The organism is Actinacidiphila acidipaludis (genome assembly GCF_019890725.1).
Taxonomy (GTDB): domain Bacteria; phylum Actinomycetota; class Actinomycetes; order Streptomycetales; family Streptomycetaceae; genus Actinacidiphila; species Actinacidiphila acidipaludis.
Genome location: NZ_JAINZZ010000004.1, coordinates 101936 through 126755, shown reverse-complemented (window position 1 = coordinate 126755; position 24820 = coordinate 101936). Strand labels below are relative to the sequence as shown.

Genomic DNA, 24820 nt, shown 5'->3' with positions numbered 1-24820 from the left:
GTGGCAGTTCACCAGTGACAGGCAGGATTTCATGAGAAACAGCAAGGTTCGCTTGGCGGCAGCCCTCGTGGCGGCCGGCGCGCTGTCGCTGACCGCCGCGTGCAGCAGCGGCAACGGCGGCGGCACCGGCGGCAGCAAGGGCGGCTCGGGGGGCCCGAAGGCGACGGTTCCGAACTACGGCCTCGGCACCGCGGCCGACTCCACCGGCCCGGCCCCGGCCGTCGCCGGCGCTGTCAAGGGCGGCACGGTCCAGGACCTGGACCAGGCCGGTTTCGACTACCTGGACCCGGGTCAGCAGTACGTCAGCGACCAGCTGTCGGTCTCGGTCCTCTACGCGCGTACGCTGACGGGCTACAAGATCGACCCGAAGACCGGGAAGACGATCCTCGTCGGCGACATGGCCACCGACACCGGCAAGATGTCGGACGGCGGCAAGACCTGGACGTACACCCTCAAGGACGGCCTGAAGTTCGAGGACGGCACGCCGATCACCTCGAAGGACATCAAGTACAGCATCGAGCGCCTGTACGCCGACTTCGAGACCCAGGGCCCGCAGTACATCCAGCAGTGGCTGTACGGTCCCGACTACCGCAAGCTCTACAAGGGCCCGTACTCCGGCCAGGAGATCCCGGACAGCGTCCTGGCGACGCCGGACGCGAAGACCATCGTCTTCCACTTCAAGGACGCGCACGCCGACGCGCCGTACGCGATGGCGATGCCGGTGACCGCCCCGGTCGAGAAGTCCAAGGACGACAAGGGCGCATACAACAACCACCCGGTCTCCTCCGGCCCGTACAAGATCTCCTCGTACAAGCCGGGCAAGTCCCTGGTCTTCGTCCGGAACCCCAACTGGGACCCGAAGACGGACCCGATCCGCAACGCCTACCCGGACTCGTGGAACTTCAACCTGGGTATCGGTCAGCCTGGCCTGACCCAGCGGATCATGGCCGCCGCGGGCACCGACAAGAACGCCATCGACCTGTCCGGCACCGCCGACGTGTCGCAGATGAGCACCCTGGTCAACGGCGCCCAGTACAAGGCGCGGACGATCAACCAGTACCAGCCGTACGTCGAGACCCTCGACATCAACACCAAGCGCATCACCAACCCGAAGGTCCGCCAGGCCATCGCCTACGCGTTCCCGATGGCCCAGGTGCAGCAGGCGTTCGGTGGCGCGGCGCAGGGCGACCTCGGCACCACGCTGATGAGCCCGACCGTGGGCGGCTGGAAGCAGTTCGACCCGTTCGGCAAGCTCGCCAAGCCGACCGGTGACGTGGAGAAGGCCAAGCAGCTGCTGCAGGAGGCCGGTCAGCCGCACCCGAAGCTGGTCTTCCCGTACGCCAACACCCCGCGCTGGACGAACATCTCGCTGACCATCGCGAACGCGCTGGAGAAGGCGGGCTTCCAGGTCGTGCGCAAGCCGATCGACCCGACCTCCTTCTACACGGTCGTCGGCAAGGTCAACAACCAGTACGACATCTACCGCACCGGCTGGGGCGCGGACTGGCCGAACGCCTCGACGGTCATCCCGCCGACCATGGACGGCCGCAACCTGCAGGACGGAACGAACAACTACTCGTTCCTGAACGACGACCACATCAACTCCGAGATCGACCGCATCAAGGCGGAGACCGACCTCAAGCAGCAGACCGCTGACTGGGAGAAGCTGTCGGAGTACTCGCTGCAGAACGACACCGCCCAGGTGCCGTTCCTGTTCGACAAGTACTTCAACATCTACGGCACCAACCTCGGTGGTGTCACCTACAACACGGTGACCGGCGTCATCAACGCCAACACGGTGTTCGTCAAGCAGCCGTAGTTCCTCCTCGACCAGCCGGCCCCGGCGCCCCGCCGGGGCCGGCTGGTCCCGGATCTGACCGCGCGGCCGCAGCTCGCGCTCCCATGGAAGAGCCTCCCGATGCTCCGTTTCCTCACACGACGCGTCCTCGGCGCGATCATCATCCTGTTGCTCATCTCGATCGTTACGTACTTCCTGTTCTTCGTGCTGCCGGCGGACCCCGCCCGGCTCGCGTGCGGCAAGAACTGCTCGAACCCCGACCTGGTGGCGGCGATCCACCACCGCATGGGCCTGGACCTGCCGATCTACCAGCAGTGGTGGGACTACATCAAGGGCATCTTCGTCGGTCGCACCATGCCCGACGGGCAGAACTGCGGGGCCCCCTGCTTCGGGTTCTCCTTCGCCAACGACACGGCGATCTGGCCCCTCCTGAAGGACCGCTACCCGACGACCTTCTCGCTGGCCGTCGGCGGCTCCGCCGCGTTCCTCATCATCGGTGTGGGTCTCGGCATGCTGTCCGCCTGGCAGCAGGGCAAGACCTTCGACCGCTTCGCCAGCTCGATCTCGCTGATCGGCAACTCGGTCCAGATCTACTTCATCGGCCCGCTGGCCATCGCCCTGTTCGCCGACAACCTGGGCTGGTTCGACCACGGTCACGACCCGACGTGGACGTCCGACCCGATCGGTTCGCTCAACGGCCTCGTGCTGCCCTGCCTGGTGATGTCGGTCATCTTCTGGTCCAACTACAGTCGGCAGACCCGCTCCCTGATGGTCGAGCAGCTCTCCGAGGACCACATCCGCACCGCCCGCGCCAAGGGCATGGGCTCGAAGTACGTGTTCTACCGGTACGCGCTGCGCGGCGCCGCCGCGTCCATCATCACGATCTTCGGCATCGACCTGGGCAGCGTCTTCGGCGGCGCGATCATCACCGAGTACACCTTCGGGCTGCACGGTCTCGGCAACCTCGCGGTCAACGCCGTGGGTCAGCGCGACCTGCCGCTGGAGATGGCCGTGATGCTCTTCAGCGCCAGCGCCATCGTCATCTTCAACATCGTCGTCGACGCCGCCTACGCCATCATCGACCCGCGGATCCGGCTCGCATGACCGCGGTAGCCACGCCCCCTGCCTCCGGCGGGGGAGCCCCCGACCGCGACAAGCGCACCACCCGGTAGGAGAACCCGCCCGTGACCACTCTGACGAAGCCCGAGGCCCAGCCCACGCCTCAGGGATCCGAGCACTTCCTTTCGGTGCGTGATCTGTACGTGCAGTTCGCCACCGAGGACGGCACCGTGAAGGCCGTCGACGGCCTGTCGTTCGACCTCGACCGGGGCAAGACCCTCGGCATCGTGGGCGAGTCCGGCTCCGGCAAGTCGGTCACCAACCTGGCGATCCTGGGACTGCACAACCCGCGCAACACCACCATCGCCGGCGAGATCGTGCTGGACGGCCAGGAGCTGACCGGCGCCTCCCCGCGGACGCTGGAAAAGATGCGCGGCAAGAAGATGTCCATGGTCTTCCAGGACTCGCTGACCGCCCTGTCGCCGTACTACACGGTCGGGCGCCAGATCGCCGAGCCCTACATGAAGCACATGGGCGCCTCCAAGAAGGAGGCCAAGGACCGCGCCATCGAGATGCTGGCACGGGTCGGCATCCCGCAGCCCAAGACCCGGGTGGACGACTACCCGCACCAGTTCTCCGGCGGTATGCGCCAGCGCGCGATGATCGCCATGGCGCTGGTCTGCGACCCGGAGCTGGTGATCGCCGACGAGCCGACCACCGCGCTGGACGTCACCGTGCAGGCCCAGATCCTGGACCTGCTCAAGGACCTCCAGCAGGAGACCGGCACCGCGATCATCTTCATCACGCACGACCTCGGCGTCATCGCCAACATGGCCGACGACGTCCTGGTGATGTACGCGGGCCGCGCCGTCGAGCGCGGTACCGTCCGGGACATCCTCAAGACGCCGGAACACCCTTACGCGTGGGGACTGCTGGGCTCGATCCCGCGGCTGTCGGCGGACGTGGACGTGCCGCTGGCGCCGATCCCCGGTTCGCCGCCGAGCCTGCTGAACCCGCCGTCGGGTTGCCCGTTCCACACCCGGTGCGCCTTCGTGGACACCGTGGGCGGCGACCGGTGCAGTACGGAACGGCCGCTGCTTCCGGCCGGGCGGGGGTCCGCGTGCCACCTGACGGTGGCCCAGAAGCGCGACATCTTCACCGAGCAGATCCAGCCGCGGCTGCGCTGACCAGGACTCGAGGACACAAGCAATGAGTGAACAGCAGACCCTGGACAAGGTCCCGGCTCCGCGCCCCGAGACGGGTGAGCGGCTGCTCGAGGTCAACGGCCTGCAGAAGTACTTCCCCATCCACGGCGGCTTCGTGGTGAAGCGCCGGGTCGGGGACGTCCGGGCGGTCGACGGCGTCGACTTCCACATCAACGCCGGCGAGGCGCTCGGCATGGTGGGCGAGTCCGGCTGCGGCAAGTCGACCACCGGCCGGCTGGTGACCCGGCTCCTGGAGCCGACCGGCGGCAGCATCACCTACGCCGGCCAGGACATCACGCACCGCAACCGCAAGCAGCTCGCGCCGATCCGGTCCGAGATCCAGATGATCTTCCAGGACCCGTACGCGTCGCTGAACCCGCGGCAGACGGTCGGCTCGATCATCTCCGCGCCGATGGAGATCAACGACGTCAACCCGGCCGGCGGCCGGGAGCGCCGGGTGCGCGAGCTGCTGGAGATCGTCGGCCTCAACCCCGAGCACTACAACCGCTTCCCGCACGAGTTCTCCGGCGGCCAGCGGCAGCGCATCGGTGTGGCCCGGGCCCTGGCCCTGGACCCGAAGCTGATCGTCGCGGACGAGCCCGTCTCGGCCCTGGACGTGTCGATCCAGGCGCAGGTCGTCAACCTGCTGCAGAAGGTGCAGAAGGAACTCGGCATCGCGTTCCTGTTCATCGCCCACGACCTGGCGATCGTCCGGCACTTCTCGCAGCGCATCGCGGTGATGTACCTGGGCAAGATCGTCGAGATCGGCGACCGCGACTCGATCTACAACCGGCCGCGGCACCCGTACACCCACGCGCTGCTGTCCGCGGCGCCCGAGGCGGACCCGGACGACGACGGCCGCGAGCGCATCCGGCTCGCCGGTGACGTCCCGTCGCCGATCAACCCGCCGTCCGGCTGCCGGTTCCGCACCCGGTGCTGGAAGGCCCAGGACAAGTGCGCGACGGAGGAGCCCCCGCTCCTGCAGATCGGCGGGAACAAGGAAGGCCACCTCACGGCCTGCCACTTCCCGGAGGAGCCGACGATCACGGCTCGGGACGAGGACATCGTGCTCGACCCGGCGCTGGCCGCGATCGAGGAGGCGGCGACTGAGGAGGACTGACGTCCTCCACCCATTGACCCGGGCTCAGTCCGTCCTCCACTCGGAAGCAGCCCGTACCCGGACACCCCAAACAGACCGGGTACGGGCTGTTCCATGCCCGCGTCCGGGTCGGCCGCAGGCGCCTGTCGCCACCGGCCCGCACGCCCGCCGCACGCCCGACCGCGTGACGGGCGTCCGCCGCGCCGCATGACATCTGTCATGCGGAAGACACGACCCCCGGCACTGCCGGGCAAGGGGCCGCGACCGCGACCCTGGGTGCCATGACCGCACCTGCCGCACAGACCGGGACCGGGAAGCGTCCCGTCAGCCCCGCGGACGGCGCCGCCCCGGCGGAGCCCGTCGTCTCGTTCACCGACGTCGCCAAGAGCTTCGGGCCCGTCCGGGCCGTCTCGGACCTGAGCCTGAGCCTCCACCCGGGCGAGACCGTCGCCCTCCTCGGCCCCAACGGCGCCGGCAAGTCCACCGCGCTGGACCTGCTGCTCGGGCTGAAGAACCCCGACCACGGCACGGTCCGCCTCTTCGGGCAGACCCCCACGCAGGCCATCGCGGCCGGCCGGGTCGGCGCGATGCTGCAGTCCGGCGGTCTGATGGAGGAGGTCACCGTCCGCGAGCTGGTCGGCCTGGCCTGCGACCTGCACCCGCGGCGCTACCCGGTGGCGGACGTCATGGCCGCGGCCGGCATCACCGACATCCGGGACCGCAAGGTCAACAAGCTCTCCGGCGGCCAGGAGCAGCGGGTGCGGTTCGCCCTGGCGACCGCCGGCGCCAACGACCTCATCGTGCTGGACGAGCCGACCACCGGCATGGACGTCTCCGCCCGGCAGGCGTTCTGGGCGACCATGCGCGCCCAGGTCGACGAGGGCAAGGCGGTGCTCTTCGCCACCCACTACCTCGAAGAGGCCGACGCCATCGCCGACCGCGTCCTGGTGCTGCACCAGGGCCGCCTGATCGCCGACGGCACCGCCGCCGAGATCAAGGCCAGGGCCGGCGCCCGGCGCATCACCTTCGACCTCGACGGCACCGTCGACAGCGACCTGCTCGGCACCCTGCCGCACCTGGTCGGCCTGGACGTCACCGGCCCGACGGTCCGCATCCGCTCCGACGACGCGGACGCGACCATGCACGCGGTGTACGGCCTCGGCCTGTACCCGCGCAACCTGGAGGTCTCCGGCCTCGGCCTGGAGCAGGCCTTCCTCGCGATCACCGACGCCGCTACCGCCGAGGAGGCGGGTAACCGATGAAGACCCTGGTCAAGCTGGAGATCACCCGTACCCTGCGGAACCGCAAGTTCATGTTCTTCTCGGTGATGTACCCGGCGATGCTCTTCCTCGGCGTCAGCCTGGGCTACAAGAAGGGCGCCACGGCGGGGGACACCGGCCTGAGCGCACTGGCCTACCTGATGACCGCGATGGCGGCGTTCGGCGCGATGACGGCGGTGCTGATGGGCAACGCCGAGCGGATCGCCCGCGAGCGCGAGAAGGGCTGGGTGCGCCAGCTCCGGCTGACCGCGCTGCCCGGCCGGGGTTACGTCGCCGCGAAGATCGCCTCGGCGGCGACCGTCAGCCTCCCCTCGATCCTGATCGTGCTGGTGCTGGGCGCCACGGTGAAGAACGTCCGCCTGGACGCCTGGCAGTGGGTCGGCATCGGCGTCGCCACCTGGGCGGGCAGCCTGGTCTTCGCCGCGCTCGGCGTGGCCATCGGGTACCTCGCGACCGCCGACGCGGCCCGCCCGATCTCGATGATCTTCTACTTCGGCCTCGCCATCCTCGGCGGCCTGTGGGTTCCGCTGTACAACTTCCCGCACTGGCTGCAGACGCTGGCCGGTTACCTGCCTGCCGGGCCGTACGCCAACCTCGGCAGGTCGATCGAGCTGGGCCACGCCCCGCACGCCAAGGACGTCACCGTCCTCCTCGTGTACCTGCTGCTGTTCGCCGGGGCGGCCGCCTGGCTGTACCGCAAGGACACCCGGAAGGCATGATCGGTCCCATGGGCAGCCAGACGGGCCGGCAGAAGGAACAGTGGCCGGCGTGGCGCCGGGAGGTGGAGGAGACCGACTCCACCTCCATGGGCCGCGCCCCGGAGACCCGCAAGCAGGCGCTGGTCAAGCTGGCCTGGGTCGGCATCTGGCTGGTGTACCTGGGCGCGCCGGTCAGCGACCTGGCCGACGGCGGCCACGGAGTCCTGGTGACCACGGCCGCCGCGCTGGGCCTGGCCGCCTTCGTCCTCGCCTACCTCGCGCTGGTCTTCCTGCGTACCAACGCCCGCGAGAAGCCCGAGCAGTGGGTGTACGCGGTGCTGGTCGCGCAGACCGGGCTGTCCGCCCTGCTGTCGGCGACGCTCGGCAAGTCCTGGCTGGTGCTCTTCGTGTACGTGGCGGTGGCCTGCGGGGCCGCGCTGCCGTTCCGGGAGTCCCGGTGGGCGGTACCCGCCGTGACCGCGGTGCTGGCCGCGATCGGCGCGAGCGTGGACAGCGGCGGCGACCTGTACCCGGCGCTGATCATCCCCGCGCTGCTCGGCGGGTTCGCCATGGTCGGGGTCAAGCAGCTCGTCCGCACGATGCGGGAGCTGCGGGAGGCCCGGGAGACGGTGGCCCAGCTCGCCGCGACCGAGGAACGGCTGCGGCTCGCCCGTGACCTGCACGACCTGCTCGGGCACTCGCTCTCGCTGATCACCCTCAAGAGTGAGCTGGCCGGCCGCATGCTGCCGGACCGGCCGGACGACGCGGCCGAGCAGGTCGCCGACATCGAGAAGGTCAGCCGCCAGGCGCTGGTGGACGTGCGCGAGGCGGTCAGCGGCTACCGCAGGCCGACCCTGACGGCCGAGCTGGCCGGCGCCCGCACCGCGCTGGCCTCGGCCGGGGTCACCGCCCGGGTCCACGCCGACGGCCCGCCGCCCGGTCTGGCCCCCGAGGCCGAGGGCGCGCTGGCCTGGGCGCTGCGCGAGGCGGTCACCAACGTCGTCCGGCACAGCGGCGCCGCCACTTGCGTGGTGGCGCTGGAGACCGCGGGCGGTCTGGCCACCCTGACCGTCTCCGACGACGGCCGCGGCCCGGGCGACGACCTCGAACCGGGCAACGGCCTCACCGGCCTGACCGAGCGCCTGATCCTGGCCGGCGGCACTCTCCGCACCGACCGCTCCGGCGACGGCGGCTTCGTGCTCAGGGCGTCGGTCCCGCTGGACCCGGCGCCGGTGGGCGCGGAGGGCGGCCGCGCGGGCGGCGGCCGGGAGTAGCCCGGCGCGCGGTACGGGCGGCGGCGGTGGGGCGCGGCCGACGCACCGCACGCCGGGTAGTAGGGTCCGGGACGTGCCCGAGACCCCTGAGACGCCCCACAGCTCCGACGACGCCGGCTCCTCCCCGGAGGCCGGGACCCCGGAGGGCTCCGCGGCCGCGGAGGGATCCGCGAGCCCGGACGCGGCCGGGGGCCGGGAGGGCTCCGACGCGGCGGAGGAGGCCGAGGCGCCGGAGACGGCGGAGGACGCCGCCGCGGCCGCGCCGGACGACGCCGAGCCGGTCAACCTCGTCGAGGCGGCCGTGCTGGAGGCGGCCGCCCGTGTGACGCTGCCGTTCCAGGCCGCCCGCGCCGACCGGAGCTTCGCCACGGCGTTCTGGTACAACGACCTCGTCGAGACCGCGGCCGGCCATGAGGTGATCCGGCAGTACCTCGTCACCGCCGAGTCCCGTACCCGCTACGAGCTCGGCCAGTTCACGCTGCGCGACGGCCTGGCGGCCCCCGAGCTGCCCGCCGACGAGCTGGTGCTGCCGTCCTTCGCCCGCAAGTGGACGCGGCTCGGCGACCTCGGGGTGGCCGTCATGCCCACCACCGACCTGCACATCCACGCCGAGAAGCGCGGCTGGCACTGGACGACCGACGAGGTCACCGCGGGCCTCGCCGCACAGCCGGCGGACATCGCGCAGATCGGCGCAGAACCGCTGCCCGCCTACGCGCTCGGCCACACCGTCGAGGAGCAGGCGGGGCGCAAGCACCCCGACCGCCCGCAGGTGCTGCTGCCGGGCGCGGTCACCCGAACCTCCGACGACCCGGCGGCGCCCGTACGCTGGACCACCCCGCTGCCGGACGGCTTCGCCGGCGCCCCGGTCTTCGCCGCCGTGCCCATGGACGACGACCAGATCAAGCTGGTCTGCCTGGGCCTGCTGCTGCCCGCGATCCGGCCGGTCGCCCCCCGGCAGGCGCCCGAGGGCGCCCCCGCGGCGACCACCCCGGCCGCCAGCGCCACGGTCGTCACCTTCGACCTGCTGCGCCCGGCCATCCACGCGGTGACGCCGTCGCTCAAGCGGCACTGGTGGCAGCGCCGCTGAACGCGTCCCGGCGGCCGTCCGCGCCGCCGGACCCTGACAAATGTCATGGCGAGGTGATGGGGTATCACACTGCCCGCACCCGGGTGCCCGCGGCCACTGTGACGGTATGAACGCACTCGATGAGAACCACGCGACCGTCACCCCGTCCACCCGCACCGCCGAGGCCACCGCGGCTCCCGGCGGCACCGCTTCCCCCGCTTCCCCCGCTTCCCCCGCTTCCCCCGCTTCCGTCACCGCTTCCGTCACCCGCCTCGGCGACGTCCGGGGCGTGCGGGCGTTCCGCCGGATCAAGCTGCTCGTCGGCGGCTACCTGGCCGTCGGCGTGCTGACCCTCGCGACCGCCGCGGTGCTCAGCCGCGTCGACGCCTCCGCGGTGAAACCCGCGGTCTGGATCCGGGGCACGTTCGTGGCCGGCGGCGCCCTGGTGATGCTCCTGTGCGCCGACCGCGCGGCCCGCGGCTCGCGCGGCGCCTACCGGCGGCTGCGCATCCTGTCGGCCGCCTCGCTCTGCGCGATCGTCGCCATCCTGACCCTGCCGGGCTGGTTCCCGGCCTGGATGAAGGCCGACCAGGCGATCTGCGGCGTGGTCGTGGCCGCCGTCGTCGCCTCCGCGAACAGCCGCGGGGTACGGCAGCTCTTCACCTGCCCGCCCGCGGGGAAGGCTCACTCGTGACGTCCACCGCTCCCGGCGGGGGGCCGCCCGGCCCCCCGCCGTCCGAACCCCTGCGCGACCCGCTCCCCGACCCCTCGCCGGGGAGGCCGGGGAGCGGGTCGTCCGACGCCGAACTGCGCTGGCAGCAGGGCTGGCGCCGCCGGATGCTGTCCCTGGGGATGCTGGTCTACCCGATCATCACCGCGGGCTTGCTCGGGCAGTACTCCACAGGCGACCGGGCCCTGGCCGGCTATCTGATCGTGGCGGCCTTCTGCGCCTGCTACCTGCTGGAGGCCGTCACCGTCACCGAACACCCCTGGTTCCACCGGTGCCTGCTGGGCGCGATGACCGCGCTGTTCGTGGCCGAGCTGCCGTTCGCCCGCGAGTTCGCCTTCTTCCTCGCCGCGGTGACCGTCTCCCTGGCCACGATCTTCTTCCAGCGGTACGCCGTGCCCGTGGTGGCGGCCGGCACGCTGGCGCCCCTGGTCGTGCCGCCGCTCGTGCCCTCGTGGCACAGCGGTCCCGCCACCTTCGAGGCCCTGGCGGTGCTCTTCACCGCGCTGACCGTGCACGCCTTCGCGCAGACCGCCGCCACCAACCTGGCACTGGTGGAGGCCAGGGCCGAGGTCGCGCGGCTGGCCTCCGAGGCCGAACGCAACCGCATCGCCCGGGACCTGCACGACCTGCTCGGCCACTCGCTCACGGTCATCACCGTCAAGAGCGCGCTCGCCCGCCGGCTCGCCGCCGCCGGCTCGTCCCGCGCGCTCGACGAGATCACCGCCGTCGAGGAGCTCGGCCGCCAGGCGCTGGCGGACGTGCGGGCCGCCGTGACGGGCTACCGCGAGGTGAACCTGGCCGGTGAACTCGCGCGCGGACGTGAGCTGTTGCGGGCCGCAGGGATCGTCGCCGACCTGCCGACCGCGACCGACATGGTCGACGCCGAGCACCGTGAGCTGTTCGGCTGGGTGGTCCGCGAGGGCCTGACCAACGTGGTCCGGCACGCCAACGCCAGCCGGTGCACGATCACGCTGTCGGCCGAGCACGTGGAGATCCGCGACGACGGCGTCGGGGCCGTACCCCGTGCGGCCGGGCCCGCAGCGCCCGCCGGGCGGCCCGCCCGGGTGGGGGGCAACGGCCTGACCGGCCTGCGGGAACGCGTGGCGGCGGCCGGCGGCAGCGTGGAGGCGGGGCCGGCGGATCCGGGCGGCTGGCGGCTGCGCGTGTCACTCGCCGGGATGGGCATGACATCGGCATGACGATCCGCCTGCTGCTCGCCGACGACCAGGACCTCATCCGCGGCGCGCTGTCCGCGCTGCTGGAACTGGAGGAGGACTTCGAGGTCGTCGCCTCCGTGGGCCGGGGCGACCAGGTCGCCGACGCCGCCGCCGAGCATCGGCCGGACGTCGCCCTGCTCGACATCGAGATGCCGGGCCTGGACGGGCTGGCCGCGGCCGCGGTGCTGGCCAAACGCCTTCCCGCCTGCCGTGTGGTGATCCTGACGACCTTCGGCCGCGCCGGGTACCTGCGCCGCGCGATGGAGGCGGGGGCGGTCGGCTTCGTCGTCAAGGACGCGCCGCCGGAGACGCTCGCCGACGCGATCCGCCGCGTGATGGCGGGACAGCGGGTCGTCGACCCCGCGCTGGCGGCGGCGACCCTCGCGGCGGGCGAGTCCCCGCTCACCGCGCGCGAGCGCGACGTGCTCAACGCCACCCGCTCCGGCGCGGGCGTGGCGGACATCGCCGCGCGGCTCTACCTGTCGGAGGGCACGGTCCGCAACTACCTGTCCGCCGCGATCGCCAAGACCGCCACCCGCAACCGTGCGGAGGCGCTGCGCGTGGCCGACGAGCGGGGCTGGCTGTGATGCGCGGGCTGTGATGCGGGGGGTGTGATGCGCGGGCTGTGACGCGCCGGCGCCGACACGCTGCCGGGTGGCGTATCCCCGAGCCCCGCACGCCCGGTGACGTACCCCCCGAGCCCCCATACGCCGGGTGACGTTCCCGCGCCGCCCCCTCACACGTCAAGTGCCGTTTCCCCGGCGCCCACCAGGCACGGCCGCCGTGCCGGACACGGGCCTGACCTGACGGCTTACGGCGCTGTGGAGTTCCGGCGTCGTTCACGCCGGGGCCATCGCGGCCGCCCACGCTCATGAGGAGACATTCGGTTCAGTGACCGTGTGCCGATGCGGCGCACCGCACCGGAGGACCCCCTCATGACCGGGACCCGTTCCGCTGTCAACCGCCGTCATTTCCTTCTGAGTTCGGGCGCCTCGCTCGCCGCGGCCGCCACCGCCACCCTCTGGCCGCTCGGCGCGCTCGAGGGCCGCGGCCATGCCGCCGCGGCCGCCGCGACACACCCGGCCACCGTGCGTCCCACCGCCCCGCTCCCGCACCCGGTGGCGGGCGCGACGCACCGCGCCGCCGTCCACCGGGCCGCGCCCTACGGCCTGACCACTCTCGACACGACCGCCCGGATCAGCGGCGGTCACGGCTACCGCAGGATCGTCCAGGGTCCCGGCTGGCCGACGGTGGTGCGGACCGATCTGGCCGCGGCCGGCGCCCAGCGGGCCGGCCGGCGCACGCCGCTGGCCTGCTTCGTGCAGCTCACCGACCTTCATCTCGCGGACGTGCAGAGCCCGTTGCGCACCGAGTTCCTGCGGGCCGGCTCGCTCGGCTCGTGGCGGCTGCAGGAGGCGCTGACCGTGCCGGGCGCGGTCGCGCTCGTCGAGCAGGTCAACGCGCTGACCGCGGCCCCGCACACCGGCCTGCCGCCCGCGTTCGTGGTCTCCACCGGTGACAACGTCGACAGCAACTCCTCCATCGAGCTGCAGTGGTACCTCACCGCGATGAGCGGCGGCCGGATCACGCCGAACACCGGGGACCCCACGCACTACGAGGGCACGCAGAACTCGGGTCTGCGGCTGTTCTGGCAGGCCGAGAGCGCCCTGCGCGATGTCGACAAGCTGCGCGGCATGCCGCACATCCCCGGCTACCTGGAGGCCGCGATCCGCCCGGTGACCAGCCCCGGCCTGTCCGTGCCGTGGTTCTCCGCACCCGGCAACCACGACGCCCTGCCCGGCGGCTGCCTGGCGCCCGAGGACCAGCAACTGCGGGACGCCGCCGTGTCGGGTCGCAAGCTGATGACCGTGCCGGACGCCGACGTGGCCGCCTTCGCCAAGGTGCTGAACAGTGGCGACGATCCCAAGAGCACGGTCTTCAAGGACATCCTGACCCGCAACGCCGCCAAGGCCCGCACGGTCACCCCCGATCCCGCGCGGGCGCTGTTCACCCCGCACGAGTACCTGGCCGCCCACCTCGACCCCGCGTACGGCGGCGCGGGTCCCGTCGGCCACGGCTACACCGAGGACCACCTCAACGACGACCTGCAGTACTACGCCTTCCCGATCGCCGACGGCGTCATGGGCATCAGCCTCGACACCACCTACCGCAGCGGCCACTTCCAGGGCTCGGTGGGCAGCGCCCAGATGGACTGGCTGGAGCGGACGCTGACCGCGTACAACGCGGTGTCGTACGACGCCGACGGGCACGTGGTGCGCAACGCGGCGGCGGACGACGCGCTGATCCTGGTGTTCAGCCACCACCACAGCCCCAGCATGACCCGGCGCCGCGACGCCGCCCGCCCGGAGGAGGACCGCCACGACGGCCAGGACGTCATCGATCTGCTGAGCCGCTTCCCCAACGTGGTGGCCTGGATCAACGGCCACAGCCACGTCAACCAGATCACCCCGCACCCGCACGCCACCGCGAGCCGGTCCTTCTGGGAGGTCAACACGGCCTCGCACGTGGACTATCCGCACCACGCCCGGCTGCTCGAACTCGTGGACAACCACGACGGGACGGTGTCGCTGTTCACCACCCTCATCGAGTCCTCGGCGCCCTACCGGACCGACACGAGCGACCTCTCGCAGACCGGACTCGCCTCGCTGTACCGGGAGTTGTCCTACAACGCGCCCGGTCTGCCGGAGGCCATGACGAGTGGCGTGCGGGAGTCCTCGGCGGGCGCGGCGCGCGACCGCAACACGGAACTGGTGGTGCGGCGGGCCTGATCCGGCGCCCGGGTGCTCGTCAGTCCCTCCACCTGGCGCCGCGCCCGCGGGCCCGCGCCGGCCGTCCTAACGCGCCGGTTCCTGCTTCCCGCGTGCGCTCTGCGCCATGCAGGTGGCGGCGGTCAGCAGGACGCCGGTCGGCACGACGTAGATCCCGATCAGGAAGGTCACGAAGCCGGCCAGCGCCGCCGCGAGCAGTGCCACCGACAGGGTCCACGCCACCGCGAGCGTCCAGCGACGGCCGCCGTGCCGGCCGGCGTACAGGGCCCCGGTCACCAGCAGGGCGACCAGCAGCGGGACCGCCGACGGCAGCAGGACGGCGGCACCGTGCACCTGGAGGAGGCTGTGACGCGGCTGCACTCCCGGGCGTCCGGTGTCGACGGTCTCCACGGGCAGGACCGCGGCCAGGACCAGGACGGCCACGCCCGAGGCGACCGCCCACAGCGCGAGGGCCTCGCCGGGCCATCGCCGACCGGACGCCGGTCCGGGGAAGGGCTGTTCGTACCAGGAGGAGCGTCGTGCTTCCATGCGGCATCGGCCTTCGGTCGGCGGGGCGGGAAGGGTGTCCTGCGGGTGCGGGTGCGGGTGCGGGTGCGGGTGCGGGTGCGGGTGCGCGGGGCTGCTTCCGGCCGCGGCCTCAGGCCGGTTCGGGCCGGGGGTTCCGGGGGTTCGGGGAATCGCCGCCGTCGTCCTCTTCTTCGGGGGTCCCGTCGCCGCTGCTGCCGTCGTCGCTCGTGCCGGCGCCGAACCCGAACGCCCCGGCGCCGAAGCCGAACGCCCCCGCGAGGACGGCGAGTGTGCGGGCGCGCTGGAACAGGGCGTGCGCCTGGGCGCGGTCGTCGTCCAGGTGGCTGAGCATCTCCAGCCCGAGGTACATCGCGACGACGCCGTAGGCGACTTCGGACGGCGGCGCGACGGCGGCCAGCAGCGAGGAGCTGACCGTCCCCTCGATCGCCGAGCGGGCGAAGCCGGTCCACTCGGCGATCCGCCGGGACACCTCCGCTCCCATCCCCGGGACCGAGGCCGAGCCCGCGATCAGCTCGACCAGCACCTTCGCGTAGCCGCTGTCCAGGTCCTCCTCGAAGATCGCGGCGGCCACGTCCGCGAGCCCGACGACGGACGACGTCCCGGCGACGGCCTCGGAGTACCGCGCCAGCCGGTCCTCACTCACCGCGTCCAGCGCGGCCAGCAGCAGATTGGCCACGGACCCGAAGTGGTAGAAGACCAAGCCCTGGTTGCAGCCGGCCCGGGCGGCGATCTTCCGCGCGCTGGCCCCGTGGAACCCGTCGGTGCGCAGGACGTCGACGGCGGCCTGGATCAGCGCCTGCCGGGTCTCGTCCGACCCGCCGGCCGCCCCCACCTTGCTCGGTACTCCCGACCTGGCCACGATCCGGCCCTCCCGTTTTTGAGCGAACGCTCAAAGCGTATGCCCAACCGGCCCGGCGGGCAACGGAGTAGGAGGTGCGGGACGTTGCGGGGCCGCCGAAAATCCCGAGCCGGGCCGGGGGCGGGAGGGCTAGGGTCGGACGATGCCCGAACTGCAGCAGCTGGAAGCCCGTCACGCCCCGGCCGTCCTGGACTTCGAGCGGGCGAACCGCGCCTACTTCGCGTCCTTCATCGCCGACCGCGGCGACGCGTACTTCGAGCACTTCGACGAGGGGTTCAGCGCGCTGCTCACCGAACAGGACGCCGGCATCAGCCTGTTCCACGTCCTGATCGCCGAGGACGGCTCGGTCCTGGGCCGTTTCAACCTGTTCGACGTCGAGGGCGGCAGCGCCGAACTCGGGTACCGCGTCGCCCGGCACGCGGCCGGCCGGGGCCTGGCGACCGCGACCGTACGGGAGTTGTGCGGGTTCGCGGCCACCCGCCACCACCTGCGCACGCTGATCGCCGGCACCTCCCCGCGCAACCTCGCCTCCCAGAAGGTCCTCACCAACACCGGCTTCACCCCGACCACCCCGCCCCCGGGCCGCGAGACCAGCGTCTGGTTCCGCCGCGACCTGCGCGAGCGGGCATGACCGGCCCTGTCGCCGTGGCCGACGAGATGCTGGACGCCATCGCGCGGCGCGACCGGGGGCGGCGCCTGTACCCGGACGTGACCGCCGCCGGGGGGCTCGGCCCGGCCATGAGAGAAGCGGCGGAGCGCACCGGGTACGACTTCGGGCCGTTGCCGCTCGGGGACGACGTCGCCCGGATCGAGACGGCGCGAGGCGTGGTGACCGTCCATCTCGCCGCCGACGAGCGGCTGTTCACGGTGTCCGTGCACATTCCGGGATTCACGTGGCCGATCGGCTCGACGAGCGACCTCGCCCTGCTCGTGGACGCGGTCGCCCGCTGGCGGGACGGGACGCCGTACGCGGATGTTGCGGCGCGCTTCGCCTTCCTGGACCTCGGCGAGTTCGTCAGGACGCTGGAGGCCGGCGAACCCACCGCCCAGCAGTGGTCCGGGCTCCTGTCCGCCGACTTCCACCGCAGGCAGCGGAGCCTCCTCCGTCGCCTGCACGCGGACGAGGTGCTGCGGACGATGTTCCCGACGATCACTCATGGTGCGGTCCGTCTGCGGGTGGATCCACTCGACGGGACGAGCCGGCAGGTCCTCGTCGAGGAGGCGGAGTCGGGGCGCTACCGCGTGCTGCGGGTCGGGGCAGCCGGGGTTGGGTGGACCGAGGTGGCGGGAGATGATCTGATCTCCTGCCTGCGCGATGCGCTGACGGGGGGCGTGATTCCGCCAGAGTGCGGGGGATGCGGCGGATGATGATGTGATGGCCGCGGCGGAGCCCGTGAGTGAGGGCTCCGGTCCGGGACGGATGGGGAGGGCGCGATGAGGCGGGCCGCGGGGACGGAGACGGCGGGGGACGTGCTGCTGCGGTGGACGGGGCTGCGGCGGCGCTCGGCCGAGCAGGACCGGAAGGACCTGGACGCGGGGGAGACCCTCGTGGTCTCGGCGTTCAGCAGGACCTGGGCGGGGAGCGGGTGATCCGCGCGGGCCAGGGACGCACGGTCCTGCTCTCCAAGCGCGGCGACCTGCGGCTCACGGCGGGCCGCCCACCGGTGTGGGTGCAGCGGACCGGCGGCGCCGGGACCGTGGAGCTCGTGCCGCCGTTCGCCCTCCGGGGCGAGGGCGGGAAGGTGCCGGGCGGACCGCAGTTCCGGCGCTACGAGCTCGTCACCGGCGACGGGACGTACGACCTGGCCGTACCGCTGAAGGACCTGGAACTCGTCCGGTACGCGATGGCGCGCTGAGTGTCACGGCGTGGCCGGTTCTGTGCGGTGCCACTGGACAGGTCCGGGCCTAGCATCGACAGATGACGCGCAGCAGCAGAACGCCGCGGCAGCTGGTCGTCGGCGACGACACGTTTCTCTGGTCGGTGCGGCACGAGCACCATGGGGATCCCGGCAGCTACGAGGACTGCAGCGAGGTCCTCACGATCCGCCGGCCCGGCGCGATGGGCCGCCTCCGCGTCGTCTTCGGGAGCTGCCCGGGGCACGTGGTCCCCGACGGCCACACCCCGTCCGGCACGGTCGGCACCGGCGACGGTGTCAGCCTCAACCTCCACGAGCCCGGGACGGTCCGGGCCCTGGTCGACGAGATCACCTCCCGCGGCGGCCTCATCAACGGTGACGCCGTCACCGAGGTCGACGGCTGGTCGCTCTTCGCGACGGTCGCCGCCCACCGCCCGGTCGGCGGCTGACGGCCCGGGGCTGCCGCGCCGGCTTCCACGGCCCGGGCAGCCCGCAGCCGCAGCCGGACCCGGCCCGGGCGAGCTGCCCGCGCCCGTAACCCGCGCCCACCCGTGCCCGTCCACGCGCGCCCCACCCCTCCACCCCACCAGCCCTCCACTGGGGATCACCCACCGCCTGCGCGACACTGGAAGGCGAAAGGCCACCGGTACCCCGGCCCCCCGGAGGTGGCGACCGTGGTCCACGGGTTTCTGGACTGGGCGTTCTCGCACGCCCACGTCATCACGCAGTCCCACCTGGCGATCCCCCCGTCGCTCGCCGCGCACCTGCCGCGCCGCCGGTCCAAGGGGCCGGCGACCGAGGACGGGCGGGGCCAGTACAGCGTTCGCCGGGACTCGATGCCGGTCGCGGTGGCCGCCGCCCTGGAGGCCATGGACGCCTGGCACCCCGACGACTTCGCCGCCACCGTCGCCGAGGACGCGGTCCTGGACGACGGTGACCGCCCCGAGCTGCGCGGACGCGACGCCCTGCGCGACTGGTGCGCCGAGGAGTGCGCGGGCGCGCGGCTGAAGATGCGGCTCACCGACGAGCACACGGAGGAGGACCTCACACGGGTCGGCGCCGAGCTGCTGGCGTGGTCGCCGCAGGGGCCACCGCACGAGGCGACGCTGATCTTCGCCGTCGAGGACGGCCTGATCGCGCGGCTGCAGATCGCCGGATGGCATGGTGAGACGGCGAGGACGGGGCACCCTCCGCACCGGTAGCCTGCCGGGATGACGGGGATCATCCGGGTACTGCTCGCCGACGACCAGTCCATGGTCCGGGAGGCGCTGGCGACCCTGCTCGGCCTGGAGGACGACATCGAGGTCGTCGCGCAGGTCGCGCGCGGCGACGAGGTGGTGGCCGCCGTGCGCGAGCACCGCCCGGACGTGGCGCTGCTGGACATCGAGATGCCCGGCATGACCGGCATCGACGCGGCGGCCGCACTGCGCCGCGAGACCCCGGGCGTGAAGGTCGTCATCGTGACGACGTTCGGGCGGCCCGGGTACCTGCGCCGGGCGATGGAGTCCGGAGCGGAGGCGTTCCTGGTCAAGGACGCGCCGGCGGCCGAACTCGCCGAGGCGGTACGGCAGGTGCTGAGGGGCCGCCGGGTGATCGACCCCACGCTCGCGGCCGCCGCGCTCGCCGAGGGCGCGGACCCGCTGACCGCACGCGAGCGGGACGTCCTCAACGCGGCGGCCGACGGCGCGGTCAACGCGGAGATCGCGCGCCGCCTGCTGCTCTCCGAGGGCACCGTGCGCAACTACCTCTCGACCGCCATCCAGAAGACCGGCGCCCGCAACCGTGCCGAGGCCGTCCGCATCGCCCGTGAGAAGGGCTGGCTCTGACCCGTCCGGCCTGCCCGTCGTGCGCGCCTGCCGGGTGTGCCCGCGACTGCCCTGAAACGGCGCCCGACTGACCCGCGACTGACCCGGGGCCGCCCCGAGCCGTCCGTGTCGCACCGCCACCGGGGCCCCGAACCAGCCCCGGCACGTGGCGCGTTCCGCCCCGCGCGGCGGCGGGCCCTCGCTAGACTCGACCGCCGTGTGAGACACCCGGCGCCCAGGGGTAAGTGAGGGTCAGGGCGATCGGGCCCGGCCTGCCGGCGGGGGGAGCTGCGGGTGACATGGGACATCGAGTTCGCTGCCGGCTGCGGCATCGACACCGGGAGCGCCGCCGAGATCCGCGCGGCCCTCACCACCGTCGCCGCCTGTGCGAACCCGGGCGAGTCCGCGCCCGGCTGCTGGCCGGAGAGCGTCCGCACGGTCCGGGTCTGCCGCCGCCTCGCCGGCGGCCGCAGCGGCTCCGAGGTGCTGGAGATCGCCGTCACCCACACCGGAGGTGACGAGGCGTTACAGGTGGCCAAGCTCTCCGACCGCGCGTCCGCCGCCAAGGAGTGGGCCGCGTTCCGCAGCACCGACCGCAGCAACCGCTTCGCGATGTACGTGCCGATCCTGGCCGTCAGCCGCGCGGTGCTCGACCCCGGGCGTCCGGACACCCTCGGCCGGCAGGTCGTCGTCTACCAGCACGTCAGCGACCGCGACCAGAACGGCGGCGAGGTCCGTTCGCTGGAGGACGTCATCGTCGCCGGGGTCCGCGGGCACTCCGACGCCGCCTCGGCGTCCGCGGCCGTGTCCGCCGTCACCCGGGCGCTGCCGCGGGCCCTGCACCGCAGTCCCGCAACGGTCCCCGGCACGCTGCGGGCGTACAACCGGAGCCTCGGCCACGACCTGACGCTCGACTTCGACATCGTCCGGGACCGGGACGGCGACGGGCCGCAGCTGATGATGGGCAACCCCGGCGAGGACGAGGTCCGCGCCGCGTTCCGCCCCGGGGACACGATCCTGCGCGCCGCCAGCGCCCCGCCCGGCGAACACCGCACGCTCGCCGTGCGCGACCTGGTCGCGGTGCGGCTGGAGGACGTCGAGCTGACCGCGGAGGGACTGACCGGCCGGGTCGAGGACACCCGGGTCAAGGCGGTGGCCCGCGGGCAGGCCCGGAAGACCGACCTGGCGACCGCCCTGGCCGGGCAGACCAGCGTCGAGGTGTACGGCAGCGTGGCCGCGGTCCGCGCCGACACCTGGTCACGGCGGCTGCGCACCTTCCTCGTCGACCCGGACCCGGACCCCGATCCGGACCCGGACCCCGATCCAGGTCCCGACCCCGGCGCCGACCCCGCTCCCGGCACCGACGCAGACGCCGCCCGGGAGCCCGACCGCGGCACGGACAACGCCGGCGACACCGAAATCGCCACCGACACCGAAACCGGCACCCCCGCGCCGCCCCGGCCCACCCCCCACCGCTTCCGCGAGACCCCCACCCACCTGGAGCGCGACGGCGTGGCCGTGGCGCACCCGCTGCGCGCCCTGCACCAGGTGCTGACCGCGCCCGCCGAGCAGCGCGTGCACTCGATGGTGCACGGCGACCTCAACCCGCGGAACATCCTGCTGTGCGGCCTGAACACGTACCTCATCGACTACGCCCAGGCCGACCCCGGCGGCGCGACCCTTGTCGACTACGCGTGGCTGGAGGTCTGCGCGCTGCGGGAGCTGAGCGCCGACGACCTGCCGTGGGCGGACCTGGTGCAGCTCCAGCGGGACCTGGCCGTGCTGACCACGCTCGCGCCCGACGTGGGACCCGAGAGCCAGGACCGGCTGCTGGAGGCGCTGGTCGCCAGCGCCGAGGAGCGCTCGCCGGTGCTGGCGCGCTGCCTGACCTACCTCTGGACGCTGCGGGCCGCGGCGCTGGCCGTGGCCGAGGCGCTGGGGCCCGAGGCCGCGTCGCGTCACCTGTTCCAGCACCTGACGCTCGCCGCCTGCCGCGGCCTGAAGTTCCCCGACGCCGAGCAGAACGCCCACAAGGTGGCCGTGTCCGCGGTGACCGCGGGCGTCGCGGCGGAGGCCCTGCAGGGCCTGGACGAGACGTTCTTCGCGCAGTGGCCGCCGCGGCAGATCGCCGCGCTGTCCCGGGCGCTGCTCGCGACCCGGGAGCTGGACTGGCCGGCCGTCGGTGTGCTGCTCGCCGCACGGCAGGGCTGCAAGGGGCCGCACGGCCCGGACGCGCCGACGGACGCCGAGGTACTGGGCGCGCTGTTCGGCGGGCCGCTGGCGGACACGCTGGAGCGGCGGCGGGCGGAGTGCGACGGCCTCGACCCGTACATCCCGCTCACCGGCCGGGTGCTGACGGCCGGGGAGCCGCTGGTGCAGCGCGGTGACGGCGCGCTGGTGATCTCCCCGCAGCACGCGGTGGACCTGCTGCTGGAGCACCGGCGGGCGGTGCTGGTCGGCGACCCGGGCGCCGGGAAGACCGTCGTGGCGCGCGAGTTGCAGGCCCGGCTGCTGCGCGACGGCGCGCGCCGGGCGCGGCCGCCCTACGAGGCCGCCCCGATCTCCGCGGGGGCCGAGGGACCCGCCGCCGACGGCACGAACGCCGCGCCGGACCGCCCCCCCTGCTGGCCGGTCACCGTCAGCGCGCTGCGCGTCATCGAGCAGTTGCGCGCCGGCGGCGCCGGGGGCCGCCGGCCGGCCGCGGAGGTGCTGCGCGGCTGCTGCGCGGTGCCCGACGGCATCCCCACACCGGTCCTGCACCGGCTGCTGCGGATGGGCGGCCTGCACGTGGTCGTCGACGATCTGAACCGGCTGGACGCGGCGGAGAAGCCGGTCGTGACGCGCTGGATCCGCGCCCTGGGCGAGGAGTACCCGCGGCTGCCGGTCGTGGTGTGCCAGCGCTCGTGGGAGTACCGCCCTGAGGGCCTGCCGTGGCCCGCGGTGGTGCTGCACGAGGTGCGCAAGCAGCAGGCCCGCGACTACATCGAGGACATCCTGCGCACCAAGGAGCCGCAGACCTGGCGCCCGCACGTCGCGGCCCTGGAGAAGCAGCTCTTCGACGACCCGGACGCGGCCGCGCTGCGCGACATGGCGGGCAAGCCGCTGTTCCTGTGGATGCTGGTCCAGCACTACGACGAGGCCTCGCAGATCTCCGCGAACCCCGGCGCGCTGGTCCACCTCTACCTCACCCAGCTCCAGCACGGCGTGGACGCCAACGAGGCCGAACGCAGGATGCAGTTGCTGCAGCTCCTCGCCCACAAGATGGGCGACCACGGCTCGGCGATCCGCTACCAGGAGGCGCTGCGGACCCTGCAGAAGATGCAGCCCAGGGACACCGACAGCACCCTGCAGGCGCTGCTCAACATGGGCCCGCTGCAGACCGACGCCGCGCAGTCCTGGGTGACCTTCCGCGACCCGCTGGTGCACGCGTACTTCGCCGCCGCGGCGCTGCAGGCCGAGGCGGAACGGGACCTGGTGGCGGTGACCGCCCGCGTCATGCGGTTCGACTGGCGGGACGCCGCGCAGATGCTGGTCGCCGACCCGGACGCCGACAAGCGGCTGGTCAGCGCGGTGCTGGACGCCGCGGTGCGGGCCAACGCGGTCTACGGGGCCTGGCTGCTGCAGGCCACCCCGCCGGACTCCTACCCGGGGCTGCGCGACCGGTTGCTCAGCGGCGTCCAGGAGACCCTCACCTCCGAGGACAGCGGCGGCCCGGCATGGCGCCAGGCGGCGTACGCGCTGGCGAAGTACGGCACCCCGCAGGCCATGGAGATCCTGCACGGCGTCGCGGTCCGCGGCGACGCCTCGCCCGCCGCGGCCGACGCCCTCGACGGCCTGGTGATGATGCACCAGTGGTTCGCGCCCGGCGCCGGGCAGATCCTGCGGGAGGTGCTGCGGACGCTGCTGGAGACGCCCGCGGACCGGCTCAGCGACGAGCTGACGGTACGGGCGCTGCGCAGCGTGGCCGCCACCGAGCAGCACGCGCTGGCCGGCTACGTCTGGGCCCGGCTGCGTCCGGCGGCGTCGTGGCCGGTGATCCGGCAGGCGTGGCAGACGCTGGAGGAGCTGGAGGTGCTGCCCAGCGGCGAGGTGCGGGCGGTCTACGCCGAGGCGTGCGCGCGCCGGCTGGCGGAGGTGGACGAGGACCTGCCGGCGTGCGCCGACTCGGCCACCGCGCGCCGGCTCAACCGCGAACGCATGGACCTGCTCGGCGTGCTGGCCGGGGAGGGCCGGCTGGGGGTGCTGCTGGACCACCGCTTCCGGATGGGCCTGGCCGACCAGCCCGACTGGGAGGAGTACCTGCGCAGGGCCGCGGAGCTCGTGCTGGCCGAGGCGCCCGAGGACGAACTCGCGCACTGCGTCGTGGAGGTGGGCGAGAAGGCGCAGGCCCGCTGGCCGGAGCTGCTGTGCGGCGCGGACGAGGCGATGGCCGCCGCCGCCGCCCACCGGCTGCTGATGCAGGGCACGGTCGTCGCGGGGCCGGTGCTGGAGGAGCTGGGCACCGCGCCGGGCGGGGCCGGGTCGCCGGGCCGGCTGCTGGCGGTCGCCGCGTTCGTCCACGGCCTGGGCGCCGAGGACGTGCCGGCCGTCGAGCGGATCGTCGAACGGCTCGCCGTGCGCCCCGGGCCCGCGGAGCTGGAACCGCTGGCGGCGCTGGTGGCGGCGCTCGGGCGGCACGACCTGGCGCCACGGCCCCGGCTGGCGCTGGCCGTCGACCGGTCGGTGCGCGAACACGGCCTGCGGCAGGCCCGGTTCTGGCCGTGGGCGGCCACCTGGCGGGAGGCGATGCCGGACCGCACCGACATCGGACTGCTGCTGGACGACCCCGACCTCGACGACGCCGACGTGCTCACCCTGATCAGCACCACCGACGTCCTGCTGGACGCCCCCGCCTTCCAGCCGCTGACCCTGGACTTCGACCAGCGGCAGCGGCTGCTGGCGCTGGAGCCCGGCGACCCGACCGGGCTCGCCGCCCACCGCTACGTCCTGCTGGCCGCCGGCGCCGGGCTGCACGAGAGCCTGGGATTCGTCCACGAGGTGGCGCAGCACGTCGCCAACAACACCGCGACCATCACCCATTCGCATCCGGTGCACGGCCTGGTCGAGGTGTCGATGGCCGCGCACGCGGTGTCCGCGCTGGGCCTGCTGGCGAAGCTCGCGCTGGGCGACGGCGCGGTCAGCAGCGTGCGGGCGGAGATGGCCACGCTGATGCGGATGGCCGGCACCACGCAGGGCCGCCACCCGAGCCTGGAACGGGCCCGGCTGGTCGGGCTGGGCTTCCTCGGCGACTGGGAGGAACTGCTCGACTCGCTGCCGCCGGACGACCCGGTCATGCACCAGGCGGCGCGCAACATCACCGCGCACTGGCTGCCGGGACCGCTCACCCAGTCCGGCGACTCCTACCTGGTGGACCTCGCCCGCTGGATCGGCGGCACGCTGCGCGACCGGCGGCTGCCGGCCGGCACCCGCACGGTCCTCGCGCAGATCCGCGACACCGCCGAGTCCACGATGAGGCGCTATGTCCCCTGAGGCAGGCGGAGCCCGCGGCCCGCACGGG

The 24820-nt window shown here is 73.3% G+C and carries 22 protein-coding genes; 20 read left to right on the top strand and 2 right to left on the bottom strand.

The genetic code is table 11. The features are described 5' to 3' along the window. Window positions 1–31 precede the first annotated feature (31 nt). The 12 genes from K7862_RS05240 (at window position 32) to K7862_RS05185 (ending at window position 14215) form a co-directional block, all read left to right on the top strand. Window positions 32–1819 (top strand): ABC transporter substrate-binding protein, encoded by a 1788-nt coding sequence (locus K7862_RS05240; protein ID WP_222961103.1) that lies wholly within the window; start codon window positions 32–34, stop codon window positions 1817–1819. A gap of 99 nt (window positions 1820–1918) precedes the next feature. Then, a complete protein-coding gene (locus tag K7862_RS05235; RefSeq protein WP_222961101.1) occupies window positions 1919–2902 on the top strand; it encodes an ABC transporter permease in 984 nt (327 codons plus the stop codon). A gap of 80 nt (window positions 2903–2982) precedes the next feature. Then, window positions 2983–4044 (top strand): ABC transporter ATP-binding protein, encoded by a 1062-nt coding sequence (locus K7862_RS05230; protein ID WP_222961099.1) that lies wholly within the window; start codon window positions 2983–2985, stop codon window positions 4042–4044. Window positions 4045–4066: 22 nt separating this feature from the next. Further along, on the top strand, window positions 4067–5182 hold the full coding sequence (locus tag K7862_RS05225) for an ABC transporter ATP-binding protein (RefSeq protein WP_222961097.1): 1116 nt from the start codon (window positions 4067–4069) through the stop codon (window positions 5180–5182). 260 nt (window positions 5183–5442) lie between these two features. Further along, window positions 5443–6423, top strand: coding sequence for an ABC transporter ATP-binding protein (locus K7862_RS05220; protein WP_222961094.1), 981 nt, complete (start codon window positions 5443–5445; stop codon window positions 6421–6423). Next, window positions 6420–7160 (top strand): ABC transporter permease, encoded by a 741-nt coding sequence (locus K7862_RS05215; protein ID WP_222961092.1) that lies wholly within the window; start codon window positions 6420–6422, stop codon window positions 7158–7160. Before K7862_RS05220 ends, K7862_RS05215 begins: the two co-directional genes overlap by 4 nt. Before the next feature lie 86 nt (window positions 7161–7246). After that, entirely contained in the window at window positions 7247–8413 is a 1167-nt protein-coding gene (locus tag K7862_RS05210) for a sensor histidine kinase (protein ID WP_222961348.1), read from the top strand. A gap of 73 nt (window positions 8414–8486) precedes the next feature. Next, on the top strand, window positions 8487–9500 hold the full coding sequence (locus tag K7862_RS05205) for a hypothetical protein (protein WP_222961089.1): 1014 nt from the start codon (window positions 8487–8489) through the stop codon (window positions 9498–9500). 106 nt (window positions 9501–9606) lie between these two features. Further along, entirely contained in the window at window positions 9607–10173 is a 567-nt protein-coding gene (locus K7862_RS05200; RefSeq protein WP_222961087.1) for a hypothetical protein, read from the top strand. Beyond that, window positions 10170–11408, top strand: a complete 1239-nt coding sequence (locus K7862_RS05195; RefSeq protein WP_308011849.1) for a sensor histidine kinase — start codon at window positions 10170–10172, stop codon at window positions 11406–11408. The genes K7862_RS05200 and K7862_RS05195 overlap by 4 nt, the downstream gene beginning before the upstream one ends. Next, window positions 11405–12013, top strand: a complete 609-nt coding sequence (locus K7862_RS05190) for a response regulator transcription factor (RefSeq protein WP_222961085.1) — start codon at window positions 11405–11407, stop codon at window positions 12011–12013. The genes K7862_RS05195 and K7862_RS05190 overlap by 4 nt, the downstream gene beginning before the upstream one ends. Before the next feature lie 348 nt (window positions 12014–12361). Further along, window positions 12362–14215 (top strand): TIGR03767 family metallophosphoesterase, encoded by a 1854-nt coding sequence (locus tag K7862_RS05185; RefSeq protein ID WP_222961083.1) that lies wholly within the window; start codon window positions 12362–12364, stop codon window positions 14213–14215. 66 nt (window positions 14216–14281) lie between these two features. On the opposite strand, the gene K7862_RS05180 is transcribed toward K7862_RS05185, so the two are convergent. Together K7862_RS05180 and K7862_RS05175 are read right to left on the bottom strand one after the other, a co-directional pair. Then, entirely contained in the window at window positions 14282–14743 is a 462-nt protein-coding gene (locus K7862_RS05180; RefSeq protein ID WP_222961081.1) for a hypothetical protein, read from the bottom strand. Between the two features lie 109 nt (window positions 14744–14852). Further along, on the bottom strand, window positions 14853–15602 hold the full coding sequence (locus tag K7862_RS05175; RefSeq protein WP_222961078.1) for a TetR/AcrR family transcriptional regulator: 750 nt from the start codon (window positions 15600–15602) through the stop codon (window positions 14853–14855). Between the two features lie 142 nt (window positions 15603–15744). Here K7862_RS05175 and K7862_RS05170 point away from each other — a divergent pair, with 142 nt between their 5' ends. The 8 genes from K7862_RS05170 (at window position 15745) to K7862_RS05140 (ending at window position 24792) form a co-directional block, all read left to right on the top strand. After that, window positions 15745–16233 (top strand): GNAT family N-acetyltransferase, encoded by a 489-nt coding sequence (locus K7862_RS05170; RefSeq protein WP_222961076.1) that lies wholly within the window; start codon window positions 15745–15747, stop codon window positions 16231–16233. Further along, complete coding sequence (locus K7862_RS05165; protein ID WP_262412689.1) at window positions 16230–16970, top strand: hypothetical protein; 741 nt, start codon at window positions 16230–16232, stop codon at window positions 16968–16970. The genes K7862_RS05170 and K7862_RS05165 overlap by 4 nt, the downstream gene beginning before the upstream one ends. Window positions 16971–17036: 66 nt before the next feature. Continuing rightward, window positions 17037–17192, top strand: a complete 156-nt coding sequence (locus tag K7862_RS37300; protein ID WP_262412688.1) for a hypothetical protein — start codon at window positions 17037–17039, stop codon at window positions 17190–17192. Next, on the top strand, window positions 17189–17458 hold the full coding sequence (locus K7862_RS37295) for a hypothetical protein (protein ID WP_262412687.1): 270 nt from the start codon (window positions 17189–17191) through the stop codon (window positions 17456–17458). The genes K7862_RS37300 and K7862_RS37295 overlap by 4 nt, the downstream gene beginning before the upstream one ends. A 62-nt stretch (window positions 17459–17520) precedes the next feature. After that, window positions 17521–17907 carry a hypothetical protein gene (locus K7862_RS05155; protein WP_222961074.1) on the top strand — a complete coding sequence of 129 codons (387 nt, stop codon included), beginning with the start codon at window positions 17521–17523 and terminating at the stop codon, window positions 17905–17907. Window positions 17908–18132: 225 nt separating this feature from the next. Then, the gene (locus tag K7862_RS05150; protein WP_222961072.1) at window positions 18133–18660 is read left to right on the top strand and encodes a nuclear transport factor 2 family protein; all 528 of its coding nucleotides are present in this window, start codon (window positions 18133–18135) and stop codon (window positions 18658–18660) included. 9 nt (window positions 18661–18669) lie between these two features. After that, window positions 18670–19284 carry a response regulator transcription factor gene (locus K7862_RS05145; protein WP_222961070.1) on the top strand — a complete coding sequence of 205 codons (615 nt, stop codon included), beginning with the start codon at window positions 18670–18672 and terminating at the stop codon, window positions 19282–19284. A 273-nt stretch (window positions 19285–19557) separates the two neighbouring features. After that, a complete protein-coding gene (locus tag K7862_RS05140) occupies window positions 19558–24792 on the top strand; it encodes a hypothetical protein (RefSeq protein ID WP_222961069.1) in 5235 nt (1744 codons plus the stop codon). Window positions 24793–24820 lie beyond the last annotated feature (28 nt).

Bases quoted from the DNA above. Each gene is read 5' to 3' on its own strand.
- K7862_RS05210 (WP_222961348.1), top strand. From the start codon at position 7,247: ATGGGCCGCGCCCCGGAGACCCGCAAGCAGGCGCTGGTCAAGCTGGCC.
- K7862_RS05190 (WP_222961085.1), top strand. From the start codon at position 11,405: ATGACGATCCGCCTGCTGCTCGCCGACGACCAGGACCTCATCCGCGGC.
- K7862_RS05185 (WP_222961083.1), top strand. From the start codon at position 12,362: ATGACCGGGACCCGTTCCGCTGTCAACCGCCGTCATTTCCTTCTGAGT.
- K7862_RS05235 (WP_222961101.1), top strand. From the start codon at position 1,919: ATGCTCCGTTTCCTCACACGACGCGTCCTCGGCGCGATCATCATCCTG.
- K7862_RS05240 (WP_222961103.1), top strand. From the start codon at position 32: ATGAGAAACAGCAAGGTTCGCTTGGCGGCAGCCCTCGTGGCGGCCGGC.
- K7862_RS05155 (WP_222961074.1), top strand. From the start codon at position 17,521: ATGACGCGCAGCAGCAGAACGCCGCGGCAGCTGGTCGTCGGCGACGAC.
- K7862_RS05165 (WP_262412689.1), top strand. From the start codon at position 16,230: ATGACCGGCCCTGTCGCCGTGGCCGACGAGATGCTGGACGCCATCGCG.
- K7862_RS05200 (WP_222961087.1), top strand. From the start codon at position 9,607: ATGAACGCACTCGATGAGAACCACGCGACCGTCACCCCGTCCACCCGC.
- K7862_RS05220 (WP_222961094.1), top strand. From the start codon at position 5,443: ATGACCGCACCTGCCGCACAGACCGGGACCGGGAAGCGTCCCGTCAGC.
- K7862_RS05180 (WP_222961081.1), bottom strand. From the start codon at position 14,743: ATGGAAGCACGACGCTCCTCCTGGTACGAACAGCCCTTCCCCGGACCG.
- K7862_RS05170 (WP_222961076.1), top strand. From the start codon at position 15,745: ATGCCCGAACTGCAGCAGCTGGAAGCCCGTCACGCCCCGGCCGTCCTG.
- K7862_RS05215 (WP_222961092.1), top strand. From the start codon at position 6,420: ATGAAGACCCTGGTCAAGCTGGAGATCACCCGTACCCTGCGGAACCGC.
- K7862_RS05145 (WP_222961070.1), top strand. From the start codon at position 18,670: ATGACGGGGATCATCCGGGTACTGCTCGCCGACGACCAGTCCATGGTC.
- K7862_RS37300 (WP_262412688.1), top strand. From the start codon at position 17,037: ATGAGGCGGGCCGCGGGGACGGAGACGGCGGGGGACGTGCTGCTGCGG.
- K7862_RS05225 (WP_222961097.1), top strand. From the start codon at position 4,067: ATGAGTGAACAGCAGACCCTGGACAAGGTCCCGGCTCCGCGCCCCGAG.